Origin of the sequence: Geobacter pickeringii (assembly GCF_000817955.1) — a bacterium.
GTDB classification, from domain to species: Bacteria; Desulfobacterota; Desulfuromonadia; order Geobacterales; family Geobacteraceae; genus Geobacter; species Geobacter pickeringii.
The window spans coordinates 3,368,196-3,387,364 of sequence record NZ_CP009788.1 but is presented as its reverse complement, the minus strand read 5'-3'; the positions used below and the strand labels follow the sequence as shown (position 1 = coordinate 3,387,364).

18 protein-coding genes are annotated in these 19,169 nt (G+C 60.6%); 8 read left to right on the top strand and 10 right to left on the bottom strand.

Translation table 11 applies throughout. The features are described 5' to 3' along the window. Positions 1 to 8 precede the first annotated feature (8 nt). Together GPICK_RS15385 and GPICK_RS15380 are read right to left on the bottom strand one after the other, a co-directional pair. Positions 9 to 671 carry a glycosyltransferase family 2 protein gene (locus GPICK_RS15385; protein WP_039744694.1) on the bottom strand — a complete coding sequence of 221 codons (663 nt, stop codon included), beginning with the start codon at positions 669 to 671 and terminating at the stop codon, positions 9 to 11. Further along, positions 656 to 1,486 (bottom strand): polysaccharide deacetylase family protein, encoded by an 831-nt coding sequence (locus tag GPICK_RS15380; RefSeq protein WP_039744692.1) that lies wholly within the window; start codon positions 1,484 to 1,486, stop codon positions 656 to 658. Before GPICK_RS15380 ends, GPICK_RS15385 begins: the two co-directional genes overlap by 16 nt. A gap of 188 nt (positions 1,487 to 1,674) precedes the next feature. Between GPICK_RS15380 and GPICK_RS15375 the strand changes: the two genes are divergently transcribed. Together GPICK_RS15375 and GPICK_RS15370 are read left to right on the top strand one after the other, a co-directional pair. Continuing rightward, complete coding sequence (locus GPICK_RS15375) at positions 1,675 to 3,135, top strand: B12-binding domain-containing radical SAM protein (RefSeq protein WP_039744690.1); 1,461 nt, start codon at positions 1,675 to 1,677, stop codon at positions 3,133 to 3,135. Beyond that, positions 3,135 to 4,421 (top strand): B12-binding domain-containing radical SAM protein, encoded by a 1,287-nt coding sequence (locus tag GPICK_RS15370; protein WP_039744687.1) that lies wholly within the window; start codon positions 3,135 to 3,137, stop codon positions 4,419 to 4,421. Before GPICK_RS15375 ends, GPICK_RS15370 begins: the two co-directional genes overlap by 1 nt. Positions 4,422 to 4,499: 78 nt before the next feature. Here GPICK_RS15370 and glmS read toward each other — a convergent pair whose 3' ends face one another. Together glmS and glmU are read right to left on the bottom strand one after the other, a co-directional pair. Beyond that, positions 4,500 to 6,329 carry a glutamine--fructose-6-phosphate transaminase (isomerizing) gene (glmS, locus tag GPICK_RS15365; RefSeq protein WP_039744686.1) on the bottom strand — a complete coding sequence of 610 codons (1,830 nt, stop codon included), beginning with the start codon at positions 6,327 to 6,329 and terminating at the stop codon, positions 4,500 to 4,502. 69 nt (positions 6,330 to 6,398) lie between these two features. Further along, a complete protein-coding gene (glmU, locus tag GPICK_RS15360; protein ID WP_039744684.1) occupies positions 6,399 to 7,829 on the bottom strand; it encodes a bifunctional UDP-N-acetylglucosamine diphosphorylase/glucosamine-1-phosphate N-acetyltransferase GlmU in 1,431 nt (476 codons plus the stop codon). A 157-nt stretch (positions 7,830 to 7,986) separates the two neighbouring features. On the opposite strand from glmU, the gene GPICK_RS15355 reads away from it, so the two are divergent. The 3 genes from GPICK_RS15355 (at position 7,987) to GPICK_RS15345 (ending at position 12,635) form a co-directional block, all read left to right on the top strand. Further along, on the top strand, positions 7,987 to 8,547 hold the full coding sequence (locus GPICK_RS15355; protein ID WP_039744683.1) for an MXAN_5187 C-terminal domain-containing protein: 561 nt from the start codon (positions 7,987 to 7,989) through the stop codon (positions 8,545 to 8,547). A 27-nt stretch (positions 8,548 to 8,574) separates the two neighbouring features. Further along, positions 8,575 to 10,446 carry a B12-binding domain-containing radical SAM protein gene (locus GPICK_RS15350; protein WP_039744680.1) on the top strand — a complete coding sequence of 624 codons (1,872 nt, stop codon included), beginning with the start codon at positions 8,575 to 8,577 and terminating at the stop codon, positions 10,444 to 10,446. 311 nt (positions 10,447 to 10,757) lie between these two features. Next, positions 10,758 to 12,635 carry a cytochrome c3 family protein gene (locus GPICK_RS15345; RefSeq protein WP_039744678.1) on the top strand — a complete coding sequence of 626 codons (1,878 nt, stop codon included), beginning with the start codon at positions 10,758 to 10,760 and terminating at the stop codon, positions 12,633 to 12,635. A 19-nt stretch (positions 12,636 to 12,654) separates the two neighbouring features. Here the strand turns inward: GPICK_RS15345 and GPICK_RS15340 are convergent. The 6 genes from GPICK_RS15340 to hemL form a co-directional block, all read right to left on the bottom strand. After that, positions 12,655 to 13,814 (bottom strand): IS3 family transposase gene (locus GPICK_RS15340; RefSeq protein ID WP_144400011.1). Its coding sequence is split into 2 segments (ribosomal slippage): positions 12,655 to 13,553 and positions 13,553 to 13,814, totalling 1,161 coding nucleotides; the frame shifts between segments, so codons are not numbered across the junction. 644 nt (positions 13,815 to 14,458) lie between these two features. After that, positions 14,459 to 14,734, bottom strand: a complete 276-nt coding sequence (gene atpE, locus GPICK_RS15330) for an ATP synthase F0 subunit C (protein WP_039744675.1) — start codon at positions 14,732 to 14,734, stop codon at positions 14,459 to 14,461. A gap of 54 nt (positions 14,735 to 14,788) precedes the next feature. Beyond that, complete coding sequence (locus GPICK_RS15325; RefSeq protein WP_039744673.1) at positions 14,789 to 15,478, bottom strand: F0F1 ATP synthase subunit A; 690 nt, start codon at positions 15,476 to 15,478, stop codon at positions 14,789 to 14,791. A 4-nt stretch (positions 15,479 to 15,482) separates the two neighbouring features. Continuing rightward, entirely contained in the window at positions 15,483 to 15,866 is a 384-nt protein-coding gene (locus GPICK_RS15320; protein WP_039744670.1) for an ATP synthase subunit I, read from the bottom strand. Further along, positions 15,841 to 16,086, bottom strand: a complete 246-nt coding sequence (locus GPICK_RS17140) for an AtpZ/AtpI family protein (RefSeq protein ID WP_084201455.1) — start codon at positions 16,084 to 16,086, stop codon at positions 15,841 to 15,843. Before GPICK_RS17140 ends, GPICK_RS15320 begins: the two co-directional genes overlap by 26 nt. 97 nt (positions 16,087 to 16,183) lie before the next feature. Then, positions 16,184 to 17,467, bottom strand: coding sequence for a glutamate-1-semialdehyde 2,1-aminomutase (gene hemL, locus GPICK_RS15315; protein ID WP_039744669.1), 1,284 nt, complete (start codon positions 17,465 to 17,467; stop codon positions 16,184 to 16,186). 340 nt (positions 17,468 to 17,807) lie between these two features. On the opposite strand from hemL, the gene GPICK_RS15310 reads away from it, so the two are divergent. The 3 genes from GPICK_RS15310 to GPICK_RS15300 are packed head-to-tail and all read left to right on the top strand — an operon-like array spanning position 17,808 to position 19,164. Next, entirely contained in the window at positions 17,808 to 18,137 is a 330-nt protein-coding gene (locus tag GPICK_RS15310; protein WP_269078665.1) for an NADH-quinone oxidoreductase subunit A, read from the top strand. Then, entirely contained in the window at positions 18,128 to 18,643 is a 516-nt protein-coding gene (locus GPICK_RS15305) for an NADH-quinone oxidoreductase subunit B (protein WP_039744665.1), read from the top strand. The genes GPICK_RS15310 and GPICK_RS15305 overlap by 10 nt, the downstream gene beginning before the upstream one ends. A gap of 35 nt (positions 18,644 to 18,678) precedes the next feature. Then, positions 18,679 to 19,164, top strand: coding sequence for an NADH-quinone oxidoreductase subunit C (locus GPICK_RS15300; RefSeq protein WP_039745860.1), 486 nt, complete (start codon positions 18,679 to 18,681; stop codon positions 19,162 to 19,164). The last annotated feature ends 5 nt before the right edge of the window (positions 19,165 to 19,169 follow it).

The window sequence follows — 19,169 nt, the reverse complement described above, 5'->3', positions numbered from 1 at the left end:
AAATAACCTCACATGTACCGGAGGAACGTCATGCAGATGTTCCAGGTGTCCCGCACCGGGCGGAAGTGGCTCGTGGCCCGCCCATCGGCCACCCGTGCGGCCACGGGAAACGAGTCGATGGTGAAGCCGGCGCGCCAGGCCTTGAGCAGGATCTCCATCTCCAACTGGTAGCCGCTCGATGTCAGTTCGACCCCCCGGATGAGCCGCGCCGAGTACCAGCGGAACCCCGACTGGCTGTCGGTGATGGTGAAGCCGGTCCGCTTGCGCATGCACCAGACGCCGAAGCGGTTCCAGACCGACCGCAACCCTGCCATCTCCCGAAACTGGGCGTCACGGGCGGCGATGAGAATGTCGGTGCCCCGTTCCCGGGCGACGGCCACGAGCCGGGGGATCGCCGTCGGATCATGCTGGCCGTCGGCGTCGAGGGTCACCACCCCCGCAAAGCCGTGCCGAAGCGCCCAGGCGAAGCCGGTGCGGAGCGCCGCTCCCTTGCCGCGGTTCGTGGCGTGGCTCTCCAGGTTCACCGGCAATCCCGCCACGGAGGCCGCGGTTCCGTCGGTGGAGCCGTCATTCACCACGAGGCACGGAACCCCGAGGGCGAGAACCTCCCGGACCACGGCGGGAAGGGTTCTCTCGGCATTGTAGGCGGGTATGATTATGCAGTATCCCAAACGTCAACCACGTGAGCAAGTGTCGTGAATTCAAATTGTCGCACGAGGGTGCGGAGCCTTCCTTCCGCGCTGCACCGCGGCCCGTAGGCGACGAAGGAGCGCAGCGGCGGCAGCGGCAGCCGCGGTCCCTCCGGGTCCACCTCCCGGGGGTGCAGGAAGAGGACCGCCGGCATGCCGCGGCGATTCAGCCGCCGGATGGTGGCGGTTATGATCCTCTCCGGGAAGAAGCGGAACCCCCACCCGCCGCCGGTCGGAAGGTTCCCGAAGGGGGTCGGCGTCACCAGGGGGGGGATCTCCACGAGCCGCCCCGCCGGCGTGTCGATGGCGTGGGGCCCCCGGGGCCCCTGCCGGTCCCCCACGAAGGGGAGGGGGGAGAGGCTTGCATCGTAGCGATACCCCTCCTGCCGCAGGATCGGGAAGGCCCACGGGGTCCGCTTGCGGCAGAGGGACCACTGGGGGGCCCGGAACCCCGTCGGGCGCCGGCCGGCCTGCCGTTCCAGCAGATCGCCGGTCCGCCGGATCTCATCCCGGAACTCCGCCGGCGAGAGGTCGGTCACCAGCCGGTGGGACCACCCGTGGGAGGCGATCTCGTGACCGGCGGCGGCAATGGCGGGGACAAGGGCCGGATGCTGCTCCGCCACGCAGCCGAGCACGAAAAAGGTGGCCTTGACCCCGCCGTCGGTCAGCAGGCCGAGGATCCGCTCCACGGCGGCACCGACCCGCTCCTCCGCCGGGGGGGGAGCCGGTGCTCCGGAGAGGCCGCAGACGTGGAACCATTCCTCCACATCGATGGTGAGAGCGTTGGGAACCGTCATGAAAGATGAAAGTGGAAAAGGGGGGTGATCCCCCTGTTTTTGTTAAGGTATCCAAAGTACACTATCCACTAACCCAAGTCAATACGGGGGGAATCGGCCGGCAGGGCGGGTCGGCGGAACAACCCCCTTGACCGGGGAGTGACTTTTCGGAAACAATGGCGAAACTCCCCCGCTCGCATGAGGTCCCGATGAACATTCTTCTTCTCCGCCCCCATCCCGGCAACGACCGGTTCGGCCTCGGCCCCTTCTTCCGGGTCGAGCCCCTGGGGCTCGAATACATCGGCGCGGCGCTCCGGAGCGCCGGTCACGCCGTCACCGCCGCCGATCTCCGGTTCCGCCCCTCCGCAGCCACCTGGATCCGGCGCGCCCGGCCGCAGCTCGTCTGCATCTCCTGTCTCCATGCCCTGGAGTACGAGCGGGTGGTGGAACTGGCCCGGGAGATCCGCCGGGCGAGCCCCGAGGCGTTCGTCCTCGCGGGGGGGCATGCGGCGGCGGCCTTTCCTGCCCCCCTCGAGGTCCCCGAGATCGACGCCCTCTGCCTCGACGACGGCGAGGAGATCGTCCCGCTCCTGGCCGCGGCCCTGGAGAAGGGGAGGCCCCTCGGCGACGTGCCGGGGCTCCGCCTGCGCACCGGAGACGGCTGGGTCAACACCCCGGCACTGGAGCGCCAGACCTGCCTCGATTTGGTGCCGCTGCCGGCGCGGGATCTGGTTGATCGCCACCGCAGTGGCTACCACTGCCTCCTCTTCAAGCCGGTCTGGCTCGTGGAGACCGCCCGGGGGTGCCCCCACCGCTGCTCCTTCTGCTCGGTCTGGCAGCTCTACGGCCGCTCCTGCCGCGAGCGGAGCATCGCCGCGGTGGTGGAGGACTTCGCCACGGCGGGGGATTCGATCTTCGTTGCCGACGACCTCTTCTGGCACAACCCGGCCCGGAGCCTGGAGCTGGCAGAGGCGCTGAAAAAGCGCGGCGTCTTCAAGCGCTGGATCCTGGTCCAGACCCGCACCGATCTCATCTGCCGCAGTGCCGATCTGATGGCGGCCTGGCGCCCCCTGGCGAAGGACTTCGACATCTTTCTCGGCCTGGAGGCGGCCACCGACAAGGGGCTCGCGGGTCTCACCAAGGACTCCGGCGTGGCCGAGAGCGTGGAGGGGGTGCGGCTTGCCCGGGAACTCCGCTACGGGATCAACGGCAACTTCCTCATCGACCCCGACTGGGATGAGGACGACTTCCGCGATCTCTGGGAGTTCGTGGCCCGCTACGGCCTGCAGCGGGCCGGTTTCACGGTGCTCACGCCGCTCCCCGGCACCGACTTCTTCCGGGAGATGGCCCCGCGCATCGCCCGCCAGCCCTGGTCCAACTTCGACATGCACCACCTCCTCTGGGAGCCGCGGGTGGGGGCCCGGCGCTTCTTCGAGCTCTACGCCGAGACCTGGCGCCGCTCCATCCTCAACACCTCCGGCGAGAAGAGCCTCGTCGACTGGATGAAGCAGGTCCGCCCCTCCCAGATCCCCTACATCGCCCGGGTCCTCTGGCGGACCCAGCGGATGATGAAGCCCGACGCCTACCTGCGGGAGTACGAGAAGAGCCGCCCCCGGACCACGGAGCCGCTGGTCGATTTCGGCACCGGGGCGCGGCACGGGGCAGCCTGATGTCCGCATCCCCCCGGCTGCTGCTGATCTATCCGGCCACCCACAAGCTCGGGTGGGCGCGCTATTTCCAGCTCCCCTCCCATTCGCTCCAGATGGTGGCCGCGGCCACGCCTGAATCCTGGGAAGTGATCTTGGCCGACGAGGTCCACGACGAGGTCCCCTTTAACGGTGCCTTCGACCTCGTGGGGATCACCGCCATGACCCACCAGGCGACCCGGGCCTACGAGATCGCTGACCGCTTCCGGGGGCGGGGAGTGCCGGTGGTCCTCGGTGGCATCCACCCCACGGTCCTCCCCGATGAGGCGCTGCAGCACGCCGACGCCGTGGTGGTGGGCGAGGCCGAGCCGGTCTGGGGGGAGCTCCTGGACGACCTCCTGGCGGGGCGGCTCCGACCGGTTTACCGGGCGCCGGTCCCCACGGGCGACCTCCTTACCGCCCCCTGGCCCCGGCGGGAGATCCTGGCCGGCCGGCGCTACCTCACCACCCAGACGGTGCAGGCGAGCCGGGGGTGCCCCTACGACTGCTCCTTCTGCACCGTGACCCCCTACTTCGGCCGCAGCTTCCGCTACCGCGACCCGGCGGATATCCTGGCCGAGATCCGCTCCTTCAACCGTAAACTCGTGGTCTTCCTCGACGACAACCTCTTGGGTGACCCGGCCAAGGCGCGGCCGATCCTGCGGGGGCTGGCGGAGATGAACGTCCGCTGGGGCTCCCAGACGAACCTCCGCTTCGCCGAGGACCCGGAACTCCTGAAGCTGGTGGCGGAGTCAGGGTGCATCGGCCTCTTTGTCGGGATTGAGTCGGTGACCGGCACCCACGCCAACATGGCCAAATCCGGCTCCAAGCACACCCCGGCGGATCTCATGAAACGGGTCCGCGACGCCGGGATCATCCTGGAGACCTCCATCATCTTCGGCTTCGACGACCACGACGAGAGCGTCTTCGAGACCACGGTCCGCTTCCTGGAGGAGTGCTCCCCCAGCGTTCCCACCTTCCACATCCTCACCCCGTACCCCGGCACGGCCCTCTTCCGCCAGTTCCAGGAGGAAGGGCGGCTCCTGACCACCGACTGGTCCCGCTACGACCACTCCAGCGTGGTTTTCCGGCCGCGGCTCATGTCTCCCGAACGGCTCCACCGCGGCTGGCTCGAAGCCCGGCGGGAAGCGTACAGCTGGCGCGCCGTCGCCACCCGCGTCCTGCGCAACCCGGGGCGCCGGTTCACCAATCTTGCCTACAACATCCTGCGCAAGGGGCCCAACGATCTGCTGGAGGAGGGGACGCCGTAACGCGGCCCGCCTCTCCGTCGCCTCCAATAAAAAAGCCCGCGGATGCGGGCGTTTTTATTTCGCCGAGATGAAAGGCGACTATTCGACGGTGACGCTTTTCGCCAGGTTCCTCGGCTGATCCACGTCGGTCCCCTTGAGGACCGCCACATGGTAGGCCAGGAGCTGGAGCGGCACGGAGAGGAGGATCGGCGCCAGCTCCTCGCCGTCGGTCGGCACTTCCAGGGTGACCTCGGCCTTTTTGGCGATCTCGTCGTCGCCGGCGGAGCAGATGGCGATGACGCGCCCCCCCCGGGCGATGACCTCCTCCATGTTGGAGAGGACCTTCTCGTAGGTGCTGTTTTTCGGGACGAGCACCACCACCGGCATCTCCTCGTCGATGAGGGCGATGGGGCCGTGCTTCATCTCGCCGGCGGGGTACCCCTCGGCGTGGATGTAGGAGATTTCCTTGAGCTTGAGGGCCCCTTCCAGGGCGATGGGGTAGTTCATGCCGCGGCCGAGGTAGAGGAAGTCCCGGGCGTTCACGTAGCGGCGGGCGATCTTCTCCACCTGCTCATTGGTTTCCAGGGCCTTTTCCAGCAGCCCAGGCACCTTGACCAGGGCGGCGATCATGGCCCGACCCGTCGCCTGGTCGATGGTGCCGACGGCCCGGCCGAGCCGGATGGTGAAGAGGTAGAGGGCCACCAGCTGGGTGACGAAGGCCTTGGTGGAGGCGACCCCGATCTCCGGGCCGGCATGGGTGTAGAGAACACCGTGGGCCTCCCGGGCGATGGAGGAGTCGACCACGTTGCAGATGGCGACGGTCTTGGCCCCCCGCGCCTTGGCCTCCCGGAGCGCCGCCAGGGTGTCGGCGGTCTCGCCCGACTGGGAGATGACCAGGAGCAGGGTCGTGTCGTCGATGACCGGGTTGCGGTAGCGGAACTCGGAGGCGATGTCCACCTCCACCGGGATGCGGCAGTGCTCCTCCATGAGGAACTTGCCCACCAGGGCCGAGTGCCACGAGGTGCCGCAGGCAACGATGCAGATCCGGCTGATTCCCCGCAGTTCGGCATCGGAGAGCTTCATCTCCTCCAGCCGCACGTCCCCCTGCTCCTCCAGGAGCCGGCCGGTGATGGTGTCCTGCACCGCCCGGGGCTGCTCGAAGATCTCCTTGAGCATGAAGTGCTTGTACCCCCCTTTTTCCGCCATGAGGGGGGACCAGTCGATGTGGCGCGCCTGTTTGTCGAGGGGGGCGCCGGCCACGGTGGAGAAGGTGGGGGTGCCGTTGCGGAAGACGACCATCTCGCCGTCCTCCATGAAGACCATCTTGCGGGTATGGGAGAGGATGGCCGGGATGTCGGAGGCGACGAAAAACTCCCCCTCGCCCAGCCCGATCACCATGGGGGACCCCTGTTTGGCGGCGATGAGCACGTCGGGTTCCCGCTCGCAGAGGATGCAGAGGGCGTAGGCACCCCGTACCTCGGCGAGAGCGCTCCGGACCGCCTGCTCGAAGTCGGCCCCGCCGGAGAGCTTTTCATCTATGAGGTGCGAAATCACCTCGGTGTCGGTGTCGCTCTTGAATTCCCGCCCCGTGGCCGCCAGCCGCTCCTTCAGCTCAAGGTAGTTCTCGATGATGCCGTTGTGGACGACGATGATGGAACCGGCCTGGTGAGGGTGGGCATTGCGCTCCGACGGGCGGCCGTGGGTTGCCCAGCGGGTATGGCCGATGCCGATGTGCCCCGCGAGGGGGGTGTCCCGGAGGAGCTTTTCGAGGTTGAAGAGCTTTCCCTCGCTCCGCCGCTTGTCGGCCATGTTGTCCTGGATGGTGCAGATGCCCGCCGAGTCGTACCCCCGGTACTCAAGACGCTTGAGGCCGTCGAGAATGATGGGGGTTGCCTCTTGGGCGCCGATGTAGCCTACGATACCGCACATATTGCCTCCAGTGAGTGGGATGGGTGGGGAGCGGGGGTGAAACGGCTTTCCCTCCTCGCTCCCGGCGCCTTACCCCTCACGCTTTTTAAGTTTCCACCCTTCCTTGTTCACCTGGGGGGCCCGGGCGATGGCGAGGGAGTCGGGGGGGACATCCTGGGTGACGGTGGTGCCGGCGGCGATGAGGGAGTTGCGCCCGATGGTCACCGGCGCCACGAACTGGACGTCGCTGCCGACGAAGACGTCGTCCCCGATGACGGTGCGGTGCTTGCGGACCCCGTCGTAGTTGCAGGTGATGGTGCCGCATCCCACGTTGACGTTCTTCCCGATGGCGGCATCTCCCAGATAGGTGAGGTGGGATGCCTTGGACCCCTCCCCCATGGTGATCTTCTTCGTCTCTACGAAGTTGCCGATCTTGACCTGGGGGCCGAGTTCGGTCCCCGGCCGCAGATGGGCCATGGGGCCGATGGCGGCGTGCTCGTGGATCACGGCGTCTTCCATCACCGTCCCGGCCTTGATCACCACGTCGTTTCCGATGCGGCAGTTGCGGATGACTGCCCCTGGCTCCACGACGCAGCCGTCGCCGAGGGTGCTCCCCTTGATGACCGCCCCCGTCTCGATGGTGCAGCCGGTGCCGAGGCGGGTCTCCCCCGCCAGGTGGACGCCGGGGTGTACCGTCGTGTCCCGCCCCGCCACGATCCCCCGGTCGATGTAGGTTGCCGACGGATCGACGATGGTGACGCCGTCGAGCATGAGAGCCTCGGCAATGCGCCGGCGGATGTGCCGGCCTGCCTCGGCAAGCTGGATCCGGTCGTTGACCCCCATTACCTCGGCGGGATCGGCAACCGCGTGGGCGCTGCAGCGCAACCCGTGTTCGGCGGCCCGGATGACGATGTCGGTGAGGTAGTATTCGCCCTGGGCATTGTCGTTGCCGAGCCGGGAGACCGCGTCGAAGAGAAACGATGCCTCGGCGCAGTAAATGCCGGCATTTACCTCGGTGTGGGAGCGTTCTTCGGCGGTGGCGTCCTTCTCTTCGACGATCCGGCTGACCCGGCCGTCGAAGCCGCGGATGATGCGGCCGTAACCGAAGGGGTTCTCCAGGTGGGTGGTGAGCACCGTGAGGGCCGCATTGGTTGCGGCATGGGTCTCCGTCATGGCGCGGAGGGTTTCGGGGCGGATGAGTGGGACGTCGCCGCAAAGGATCAGCACCGCTCCGGTGAAGCCGGCGAGAAGCTCTGCCGCGCATGCCACCGCATGGCCGGTGCCGAGTTGCTCTTCCTGGAGGGCGAAGACGATGTCGGACTCGCCGGCAAAATGCCCGCGGATGCTTTCCGCCTGGTGTCCGATTACCGTGACGATGCGCGCTGCCCCCGCCTGCCGGGCCGTTGCCACGGGCCAGGCCACCATCGGTGCCCCGGCCAGCGGGTGCATCACCTTAACCAGATCCGACTTCATTCTCGTCCCCTTGCCGGCGGCAAGGATGATGGCGGCGAGATCAGCCATGGAACGGTACCTCCTCATAATGTAACCGTATGGATTGAAAAGATTTACTCTAAACGATGGCAGAACGGCAAGTCAAGGGATTAGGAGGGGGTTCGACTCCCCCCTTTCGCCTTTACACCACCCCCGGTTCTGCGGTAGTCTTGGCGTGGGAGAGCCCATGGGAATTCCGGAGGACATCGTTCAGTTCGAGCAGGGACTCAACGAGCTGATCATCAAGTACGAGCAGTACTTCCTCGGCCTCGAGAAGCGTGAACCCGTGCGCCTTCTGGAGACGGTGGAACGGCTGGCGCGCAAGTACGCCACCGTCAAAATCGTCAACACCATGCTGAGCTTCAAATACAACTCCCTCGTCTCTCGCCTCAACAGTTACCGTCAGTACTGGAACCGGATTCTACGGCTCATGGAGGAGGGGAAGTACTCCCGCGACCGCTTCCGGATGGCGATGCATCAGCGTCCCGACGGAGGCGCCCGTCCTGCTGCCGCTGCGAAACCCCGCTCTCCGGCGGCCGGCGGCGAAACCGATGAGCTTTACCGTCAGTTCGTGGAGGCGCGCCGGGCGTGCGGCCTCTCGACCGACACCATCAGCCGGGAGATGGTCTTCGCCGCCATCGAGAGGCAGCGTCCGGCCATCGCGGCCCGTTACGGCGATGCCCCGGTAGAGTTTCGGATCGTCATCGAGGCCGGCACCCCTAAGATCAAGGCGCGCCTTCGCAAGTAGCTGCAGGCCGAATCGGAGTAGATCCACGTGAAGGTTGTTCTCGCCGCCATCCATGCCGCGCCGTCACCCCAGGCGGTCCCCCTTGCCAACGCTTTTCTGAAGGCGTATCTCGGCACCGACGACGAGCTGGCCGCAGCCGTTGCCGTCGAGTTGTGCGATTTTTTCGCCGGCGATGCTGCCGAGAAGGTGGCGCGCGACATCGCCAGCCACTTACCCGATGTCGTCGGCTTCTCGATCTATCTCTGGAACCGCGATGCGGCGCTCCGGGCTGCCTCGCTCCTCCGCGAAGCCCGGCCGGATCTGGTGCTCTTCGCCGGCGGCCCCGAAGCGACCGCTGATCCCGAGAGGCTCCTCGGGGGATCGCCCTTCGACTTTCTCATCCTCGGTGAGGGGGAGATCCCCTTTCTGGAGACCATGGCACAGCTGTACGGCGGCGCGATGCCGAGGGGCGTTGCCGGGACGGCGTTTCGCACTGATGATGCAGTCGTTCTCACCCCACCACGGCAGATACCCCTCCTTGACACAATTCCATCACCGTTTCTTGCCGGTGCCCTCGATGTCCGGCGTTACTCCGGCCTTCTCTGGCAGTTTTCGCGCGGGTGCGACTTCGGCTGTGAATACTGTTTCGACTATAAGGGGGAGCGGGGGGTACGACGTTTTTCGATGGAGCGGATCGACAGGGAACTAGACTTCATCGTTCAGAGCGGCATACCGCAGGTCTTTGTCCTTGATTCGACCTTCAACGTCGACCGAAAGACGGCGAAGACCGTCCTGCGGATGATCCGTGCCCGCGCCCCCCACATCCACTTCCATTTCGAGGTCCGGAGCGAGTTCATCGACCGCGAGATGGCACGGCTGTTTGCCTCCATAACCTGTTCGCTGCAGATCGGCCTCCAGAGCGCCGACTCCGCCGTACTCAGGAAGGTCCGGCGGAGCTTTGACCCGCAGGACTTTGCGGAGCGCGTGGCACTGCTCAACGAAAGCGGCGCCATCTTCGGCTTCGACCTTATCTACGGGCTGCCCGGCGATTCGTTCGAAGGGTTCAAGAGATCCCTCGATTTCGCTCTCTCGCTCTATCCCAACCATCTGGACATCTTCCCCCTCGCGGTGCTGCCGGGCACTCCCCTGGCGCAGCGGGCCGAGACGGCGGGGCTCCTCCACCAGGCGACCCCGCCATACACCCTCCTCGAATCGCCGACCTTTCCTCCTTCCGCCATGGCCGAGGCAGCGCGCCTTGCCACCGCAACGGATATCTTCTACAGTCGCGGCAAGGCGGTGGCGTGGTTCAATTCGATAACCGGCGCCCTTGGTCTCTCGCCGACCGCTCTGCTCGGAGGTTTCGGAAGGTGGCTGGCCGACTCCCCGTCAGGCAGACCTGGCGAGCAGGATGTGACGGACCGCGAAATCTGGTCCCTGCAACGCGCCTATCTGGGCTCTCTTTTCGCCAAGAGGGGAAAAAAGAAGCTTCTGTCGCTGGCGCTCGATCTCGTCGACTTCCATTACCACTTCGCCGCAGCGCTTCTCGCGCCCCCCCCTGAAATTCCCTCCGATCGCGCACTTTCCAGAGACGATCTGCTCTCCCGTCCCTGCCTGGTCAGTCCGGCGGCACGGCTGGTCCGCTTTTCCTATGAAATCCTCGATCTTCTGGAGGCCGGAGAGTTCGATCTTGGGGAATTTGCCGCATGCTTTTCTCCCGCCGGTTCCTGGGCAGCCATTTATCCCCGGGGGGGTGAAGTCTTTACCGAATCGCTGCTTGAACCCCACTTCCAGTTCCTTTCCTCCCTCGATGGTGTGACCTCTCCGCTGGAATGCGCCCGCCGTTTGCGAATTCCTGAATCTGAAGCCGCGTCGTTTCTGGAATTTGCCCTCGCAGAAGGGATCGTTGTCTTCATCCCGTAAAGAACCGCACCGACTCAGTCGTAGATTCCCGGATATGTATAGAAATTTCATACATTTCCTGTTGCTTTTTGTGGTTGCCGGTATTACTATCGCGGGGATTGACCCCCTTTCATTGAGTTTTGCTTATAATATAAAATCGTGTTTTGTGAATAACTGATTACGGCTTGTGTTGTAGTTGGTTGAAAATGCTTGGGTGTATTTGGTTTTTCTATTTAGTGTCGAGCTTGTTTTTATAGTGCCGCAAGTTTTAAGCTTGTAATTAAATACTGTGTTTTATTTCTTGGGGCAAATCTAAACGAGGAGGAGCATTCATGTTGTCGATGTTTTATCGGTTGTTCCCTGCACTCTTGCTGCTCGTGGCGCTCGCCGGGCCCGCTGCAGCCGAAAGCGGCATGGCCATTGATCCGGCCACGTGTCTCGGTTGTCACAGCAATAAGATTTCGGCCGCGGCCTTCGCCGCATCGGTCCATGGCAAGAACGCCTGTACCAGCTGCCACGTGGAGATCACCGATCTCACCAGGCATATGAAGGGCGAGACAAAGATCGCCAAAGTACGGTGCGAGCGCTGTCACAAGAAGGAGAATGCCGAGCACTATGCCAGCGTCCACGCCCAGAAGGATGTGATGTGTGCCGACTGTCACACGGATATTCATACCCACACTTACTGGAACAAGGACAAGCGGAAGGTTGTGGCCAAGTGTATCCAGTGCCACGACAAGGAGGCGGGTTATCGCAACTCCATCCACGGTAAAGCGGTCGCTTCTGGCAACATGGATTCTGCCGCGTGTAACGACTGTCACAATCTTCACGCCATCAAGCCCCTTGGCGATCCCAAGTCACGGGAGAACCGCGAATTCCATACCAAGGTCTGCATGAAGTGTCACGCTGACGAGAAGATGATGAAGCGCAACAATGTCTTCACCGTCGCCGTCAAGACCTACATGGAAAGTTACCATGGCAAAAACTATCGCCTCGGCTTCCCCGAGCGAGTTGCTGGCTGTGCCGACTGTCACACCGCCCACGCGGTGCTCCCGGCCAAGGACCCCAATTCAAGCGTGAATCCGCAGAACCTCACCGCAACCTGCGCCAAGTGCCATCCAAAGGCGACCCCGCTCTTCACCAAATATTATGCCCATGGCGAGCACAGCGATCGGGAGAAGTTCCCCATTCTTTACTACACCTTCATTGCCATGACGGGTCTCCTCATCGGCACCTTCGGGGTGTTCTGGATTCACACCCTGCTCTGGATGTTCCGTGGCTTTGTCGAAAATCGCGAGAAACAGCAGGCGCTGATCATGGGGCATGCTGAGCACCATGTTGTAGATGGGCACAAGGTATACCGTCGCTTCAAGAGGCGGCATATTTTCCTTCACCTTCTGGTCATCGTCAGCTTCCTACTGCTGTCGCTTTCAGGGCTTCCTCTGAAATTCAGCGACCAGCACTGGGCCAAGTTCATGATGGATAACATCTTCGGCAATTCCGGTAATGCCGGCCTCGTCCACCGCATTGGCGCCGGAATCACCTTCATCTACTTCTCGGGGTCGCTCATCCTGTCGTTCCACTTCCTCTTCGTCCGGAAAGATCTCCCTGGCAATGTGCTTCAGCGACTCTTCGGTCCCGATTCGCTCATGCCCAATTTCCGCGATATCAAGGATGTGGTCGGTATGGTACGCTGGTTCATCTTCCGGGGGCCGAAACCGACCTTCGAGCGGTGGACCTATTGGGAGAAATTCGACTTCATCGCGGTCTTCTGGGGTATGTTTGCCATTGGCGGGTCGGGGCTCATGCTCTGGTTCCCCGAGTTCTTCGGCAGCTTCCTCCCCGGCTGGATGTTCAACGTTGCGACGATCATCCATTCTGACGAGGCACTTCTCGCCACCGGGTTCATCTTCACCGTCCACTTCTTCAACACCCATGGACGTCCTGAGAAGTTCCCCATGGATTTCGTAATCTTCAATGGTCAGCTGCCGAAGCATGAATTCCTCGAGGAGCGCGGCGATCAGTGGAAGCGATACGAAGAACTCGGCATCACCGAGCAGTTTGCTGCCAAGAAGACAAGCGGCATTGCCTATGACTTCTTCGTAAAGTCATTCGGCTTCTTTGCGGTAATCACCGGTCTCACGCTCGTTGTTCTGATGCTCTACGCAGAGGTGGTCCCAGTTTGTAGGACAGGTTGGCGGCGGGAATAAGGTGGATTGCCGGTTGTAGTCATGCCGCCAGTGAGAGAATACGGCCGGCGTAGCCAGGCCGGGGTTTTTGCCAATATGCCTCATGCGGCGTCCGGTCGTCTAGTTTCGAGTGCGGGCGGCGCATGTTGTAGAAATTGATCCAGCGGCTCAAACCTTGACGAACCTCGCTGCCGGTCTCGAAGGCGTGCAGGTAGATGCACTCGTATTTCAGAGAACGCCATAGCCGCTCGATCATGACGTTGTCCCGCCAGCGCCCCTTGCCGTCCATCGAAATGCGGATCTCAGCGTCCTTGAGGACCTTGGTGAACGCATCGCTGGTGAACTGGCTCCCTTGGTCGGTGTTGAAGATCTCGGGTTTGCCGAAGCGAGCCAGGGCGTCTTCGAGCGCGGCAACGCAGAAATCGGCGTCCATGGTGTTGGAAAGCCGCCATGACAGGACCTTGCGACTGGCCCAATCCATGATCGCCGCCAGGTAGAGGAAACCTCGCCTCAGCGGAATATAGCTGATATCGGCGCACCAGACCTGGTTTGGCCGGTCGATGGTCACGCCACGCAGCAGGTAAGGATAGACCCTGTGCTGCGGATGCGGCTTCGACGTGTTCGGCTTCTGGTAGATAGCCGATAGTCCCATCAACTGCATCAGCCGACCGATGCGCTTGCGATTGACGGCATGACCCTCCCGGCGCAAGTGCCGGGTCATCTGTCGGGTGCCATACCACGGTGTTTCGAGATGCTGCTCGTCGATCAGGCGCATCAGTTCCAGGTTCTGTGGGCTTTCGCCCACTGGCTGGTAATAGTAGGCCGATCGTTTGATCGAGAGCAGTTCACACTGCCGGGCAATACTGAGTCGGTCATGGTCGGGTTCGACCAGGGCCTTCCTTCGGGTTGTACTCAGCGACAGCGACCGAAGGCTTTGGCCAAAAAATCCCGCTCCACGGTGAGTTGTCCGATCTTGGCGTGCAGGTCCTTGATCTGATCGTCATTCGCCTTATTGCTGTGCTCGGCGGCTCCGGAAAACACCGCTGCCATGTTCTCGATGGCCTGCCGTTTCCAGTTGGTGATCATATTGGGATGCACTTCATAGCGGGCGGCCAGATCGCTCAGGGTCTGCTCGCCCCGGATCGCTTCCAGGGCAACCTTGGCCTTGAACTCGGCGGAAAAACGACGACGGCTCTTCATGGGTGATCCTCCTTCAACAGGGTAAGGCTGTCCACCTTAACACACTGTCCGATTTTCGGGGACCACCTCTCGCCTTCCTGGCCGGTGGAGGGCACTAAGTGCCGGTCGATTAATTCAGTCTATTTGAGTTGTGACGTAATGGCGGGGTGCTGCAGTGCAGCACCCCGTTTTTTTTTGTAGTACGCCGGGCTTCATGGAGAGATGCTCTTGATTATCAAAGCGTTGTGGCGTTTATTGGGGCGATTTGATGGTGATTCTGGGGGCTATTGACGTCGGCCCTTGATCCGGGAAATTCGCTCAATTGCTTCGGGGCATATTAAAGGCGAAGGCGGCGCTGCGAAAGGGGCTGTGACCTGCGCCAGTTCAACAGGGGCAGGATGTGAGCGTTGCTGACCAGCTTGATAAAAAGGCGTTGTCAAGGGGAGGGGATAATGCTTGACCTCAAGAATGATAAATGGATATGGAGCCGCAACTTGAACTGATGCGATTGCGGTATCCTAGGGCTAATCAGCAGCTGTTTCATGCTGTTGAGGAAGGATGTGAAGTGCAAGAGCGGTAAGAGGGAAAAGGGTTAGCCGGAAGGAAATAGAAAAAGGGGTGTGCCGGCGGCACACCCCTCTTGCATGCATCGATTTGTACTCGAATTACTTCGCTACGGTCTCTGCAATCTTGATCGCAACGTCCTTGTAGGGGTTGGCGAACAGGATGATGAGGCAGACAACCAGAACGTAGATGGCGAGAGACTCGATCATGGCCAGACCGATCATCATGGTGGTCAGGATCTTGCCTGAAGCGCCGGGGTTACGGGAAACGCCTTCAACAGCGCTCTTGACGGCGAGACCTTGGCCGATACCGGTACCGAAGGCGCCGATCGCCATGCCGAAACCTGCTGCCAGCATACACATTGTGAAAAATTCCATTTGTACTTCCTCCTCTTGGTTTGTGTTTATCCTAAATAGTATAGGATTGGGATATTAATGAGCTTCCTCAAGGGAACCTTGTATGTAGATCATGGCAAGAAGCATGAAGACGAATGCCTGAATGAAGGAGACAAGAACCCCCATGAGCATCATCGGCAGCGGCACGAGAAACGGTGCCAGAGCGAAGAAAATCATGAGGACCAGTTCATGGCCGTTCATGTTCCCGAAAAGACGGAGTGAGAGCGACAGGGGACGGCTGAGGTGGCCAATGATTTCGATGAAGAACATAAGCGGGGCCAGCCACCAGATGGGGCCCATGAAATGCTTGAGGTAGTGAAAGCCGTGCTTCTTTATGCCGACAACATGGGTAGACAGAAACACGATAACAGCACACGCTGCCGTCGTGTTCAGGTTTGCGGTCGGAGGAAAGAAGCCGGGGACAAGACCAATAAGGTTCGAGACGAGGATAAAGAGAGCGAGGGTAGCGATAAGCGGGAAGTAGGGCCTTCCCTTTTCGCCCATGGTCTCCTCAACCATGTTCTCTATCCCTCCCACAACGACCTCCATGAAGTTTTGCATGCCGGTGGGGACGGCCTTCAGACTCTTGGTTGCGAGAAGTGAGAGAATGATCAGGAGAGCAAGAATCAGCCAGGTGTAGGCGATGGCATCGGCTCCCGCTTCGGAAATGTGAAGCGGTTCGAGAAGTTTTCTGAAGAACTGGAGAAACAGCAACGGGTGAACCATGATATTACTCTCCTTTAGTGGCGTACATGTAAAACGAAAGGACGACGATCACCGCAGCAATTATGGACAGGCCGACAAACAACCCCATAATGTCGATATGGGCACGGACTATCAGAAGATAAAGCGCAATGGCAATCAGCGTCAGCCTGAGCAGATATCGCACCTGGGCATAGCGAACCGGCTGGGTTGGCTGCTGATGGAGAATTCTTCGTAAAATGCTCATCAGCCAGTAGTAGTTCGCGAGGGCCAGGGTCCCGCCCGCGGCAACTCCTGCCGCAAAACGAGGCGACTGCAGCACATACCCGGTAACCGTAAGTAGCCCGAGGAGTGCCCAGCTTCCCTTCGTGACCGCGGCGAAGACATTATTCTCGTCTATCTTTGCCGCCATTGTCCCGTTTAATTTCTCTGCCCGCAATTACGTAAATGTTACGAAAGCCGGCAGCAATCCCGAAAAAGAGGAAAACAAAGAAAAACCAAGGATGCGTGCCAAGCCAGGAATCAAGCTGCCGTCCGATGATCACTCCGATGAAAATCGCAAGTGCCACCGAGATTCCCATACTCGAGACAAACCCCAACGTTCTTAAAAGACTACGTTTTTCTTCATCCATTGGGCTTGATCAGTTCGTGGGCACTAAAGTCCGAAAACTTAGGCTTCTTATCACAGGGGCTGTGTCGCTGTCAATCATCTTAATCGGCGAATCCCTCTCAGAGTGCCCTGAAGCATTTTTCTGCGGCAACGATGGTCTTCTGAATTTCCTCAGCGGTGTGGGCAATTGAGACGAATGCAGTTTCGAATTGGGACGGTGCCAGGTAAATTCCTTCGTTCAGCATGCCCCTAAAGAACTTAGAAAAGGCCGCAGTATCGCATGCCGATGCCGTCGTCCAGTCATGCACCTCCCCGCTGGTGAAAAAACTGCAGAACATGCTTCCTACGCGGGTTGAGTACACCGGATACGAAGCAGCACGGGCTGCGACCGCGATGCCCTCGGCAAGAACTCGGCTCTTCTCCTCAAGGCGGGAGTAGAATCCGTCCTGACGGAGAAGTTTCAGCGTTTCGATGCCGGCGGTCATCGCCAGTGGGTTGCCCGACAGGGTGCCTGCCTGATAGACGCCTCCCGAAGGGGAAAGGATCTGCATGATTTCTTTTTTGCCGCCGAAGGCGCCCACCGGGAGGCCTCCGCCGATAATCTTGCCGAGAGTAGTCATGTCCGGCGTAATGCCGTAAAGTTCCTGCGCGCCTCCGTACGCGACGCGGAAGCCAGTCATGACTTCGTCGAAAATGAGAATAATGCTTTCCTCGGTGCACAGTGTACGCAGCCCTTCGAGAAAACCTTCACAGGGGGGGACGGTTCCCATGTTGCCGGCAATCGGTTCAACAATAATGCAGGCGATTTCATTCTTGTTTTCCGCAACCAGAGATTTGACTGAATGCAAATCATTGTACTGAGCGGTCAGGGTGTGCTTGGCAAAGTCGCTGGGGACGCCGGGGGAGTCGGGCACCCCGAAGGTGGCCGCCCCAGAACCTGCTTTTACAAGAAGGGAATCGGCGTGACCGTGATAGCACCCGCTGAATTTGAGGATCTTGTCCCGCCCCGTGTATCCGCGCGCTAAGCGAATCGCGCTCATGGTCGCCTCGGTTCCCGAGCTGACCATACGTACCATTTCGATGGAGGGAACCGCGTCGACGACCATCTCGGCCAACGTAACTTCCAGTTCCGTCGGCGCGCCGAAACTGCTTCCGAGTGCAAGCGCAGACTTTACCGCGTCCACGATCTGTGGGTGGCAGTGGCCGAGGATCATGGGTCCCCATGAGCCGACGTAGTCGATGTAGTCATTGCCGTCAACATCGGTGATAGTGCTGCCTGTGGCTTTCTTAATGAAGATGGGGTCTGCGCCAACGGACCTGAAGGCTCTGACGGGGCTGTTTACTCCCCCGGGGATTGTTTCCTGCGCCCGAGAAAAGAGTTCCTTCGATCGTGTCGTGTTCATGGAAGCTCCTGTTCTTGAAAGTCTTGCAAAATTAGGAGTTTATAGCACGTGTCCTTTGGGGTGTCAAGAAGGATTTTGGCGGCGGGAGAGGGGGTGGGTGGAAAGGATTTGTGGCACTAATTCAGGACATTATGTGGCTGGAATTAGAATTTTTTTTTCTTGACAAAGCGCAGCAAATGACATACTTTCCCACCGAATTGTATACAGTATACGCATGCCCAAACAGAGCTTTTGCCAGGGGTGTGCGCGTTAAATGCAAACGTTTTTGTCGTCCGCTGGGAATATTAACTAACATCGAAGTGGAGGAAATGACATGATAGGCGCCTACCTTCCGATAGTCGTGCTGGTCGTGATCGCGCTGCTATTCGGTCTTGGCTCGTTGGTGGTCTCGTCGATTGTTGGGCAGAAAAAGCCGAATCCCATCAAGCTTGCTCCCTACGAGTGCGGTTGTGAGCCGGTGGGCTCCGCTAGGGAGCGTTTCTCGGTCAAGTTCTATATCATTGCCATGTTGTTCATCTTGTTTGATATAGAGGCGGTTTTCCTCTATCCCTGGTCGATCCTTTTTAAACGTCTCGGGATGTTCGGCCTTGCTGAAATGGGGGTGTTCATCGTCATTCTCTTTGTCGGATATATCTACGTATGGAAAAAAGGAGCCTTGGAATGGGAGTAGAGCAACCGCTGGGAGAAAATGTTCTTACGACATCCCTTGACAAGCTTGTCAACTGGGCACGCAAGTCCTCGATCTGGCCCATGACCTTCGGTCTTGCCTGCTGTGCCATTGAGATGATGGCCACCGGAGCGTCGAGTCATGACCTCGATCGTTTCGGCATCATATTCAGGGCATCTCCCCGGCAGTCTGACTGCATAATCATTGCGGGGACCGTCACCAAAAAGATGCTGCCGGTTATCAAGACGGTGTATGAGCAGATGCCTGAGCCGAAGTGGGTGGTGGCCATGGGGGCCTGTGCGTGCTCCGGTGGGGTCTTTGATACGTATAGTGTTGTTCAGGGCGTCGATGAGGCGTTGCCGGTGGATGTCTATATCCCCGGCTGCCCGCCGCGTCCTGAGGCGCTTCTCTATGGATTGCTGAAACTTCAGGAGAAGATTGCCAAAGAACGCAATTCGTTTGGTTCCGCACTGGGTCTTGGCGAGAGGCTGGAGCCAACGGCTGCATAAAAGTTACCACAATCAGGGGAATCGATATGAGTGCTATTGCTGAAAACAATCGCGCAGTGATCAAGCTGAAAGAGAAATTCCCTTCAGCCGTGCTGGATGTGAAAGAGTTCCGTGATGAGGTAACGGTCACCGTTGCCAAGGAGAACATTGTCGACATCTGTCGGTTCCTCAAGACCGAGCTTCGCTACAACCTTCTCACCGACGTGACAGCCGTTGACTATTTGGGCCGTGAGCCCCGTTTTATGGTTGTTTACAACCTGTATTCGATTCAGAACAAGGATCGTTTAAGGGTCAAAGCTGCTGTGAGTGAAGGAAGTCCGCAGATAGACTCCGTGGTCAGTGTCTGGAACACGGCCAACTGGCTGGAGCGGGAAACATTCGATCTTTTCGGCATCACGTTCGTGGGACATCCCGACCTTCGTCGCATCCTTATGACCGATGATTGGGAAGGGCACCCGCTGCGGAAAGACTATCCGCTCCAGGGACCGGGTCGAGAGCCGTACAAGGGCCGGTTGTCGTAAGGTTG

Coding starts and splice junctions, on each gene's coding strand:
- GPICK_RS15380 (WP_039744692.1), bottom strand. CDS start 1,486: ATGACGGTTCCCAACGCTCTCACCATCGATGTGGAGGAATGGTTCCAC.
- glmU (WP_039744684.1), bottom strand. CDS start 7,829: ATGGCTGATCTCGCCGCCATCATCCTTGCCGCCGGCAAGGGGACGAGA.
- GPICK_RS17140 (WP_084201455.1), bottom strand. CDS start 16,086: ATGGATGAAGAAAAACGTAGTCTTTTAAGAACGTTGGGGTTTGTCTCG.
- GPICK_RS15375 (WP_039744690.1), top strand. CDS start 1,675: ATGAACATTCTTCTTCTCCGCCCCCATCCCGGCAACGACCGGTTCGGC.
- GPICK_RS15355 (WP_039744683.1), top strand. CDS start 7,987: ATGGGAATTCCGGAGGACATCGTTCAGTTCGAGCAGGGACTCAACGAG.
- GPICK_RS15325 (WP_039744673.1), bottom strand. CDS start 15,478: ATGGTTCACCCGTTGCTGTTTCTCCAGTTCTTCAGAAAACTTCTCGAA.
- GPICK_RS15370 (WP_039744687.1), top strand. CDS start 3,135: ATGTCCGCATCCCCCCGGCTGCTGCTGATCTATCCGGCCACCCACAAG.
- GPICK_RS15320 (WP_039744670.1), bottom strand. CDS start 15,866: ATGGCGGCAAAGATAGACGAGAATAATGTCTTCGCCGCGGTCACGAAG.
- glmS (WP_039744686.1), bottom strand. CDS start 6,329: ATGTGCGGTATCGTAGGCTACATCGGCGCCCAAGAGGCAACCCCCATC.
- hemL (WP_039744669.1), bottom strand. CDS start 17,467: ATGAACACGACACGATCGAAGGAACTCTTTTCTCGGGCGCAGGAAACA.
- GPICK_RS15345 (WP_039744678.1), top strand. CDS start 10,758: ATGTTGTCGATGTTTTATCGGTTGTTCCCTGCACTCTTGCTGCTCGTG.
- atpE (WP_039744675.1), bottom strand. CDS start 14,734: ATGGAATTTTTCACAATGTGTATGCTGGCAGCAGGTTTCGGCATGGCG.
- GPICK_RS15305 (WP_039744665.1), top strand. CDS start 18,128: ATGGGAGTAGAGCAACCGCTGGGAGAAAATGTTCTTACGACATCCCTT.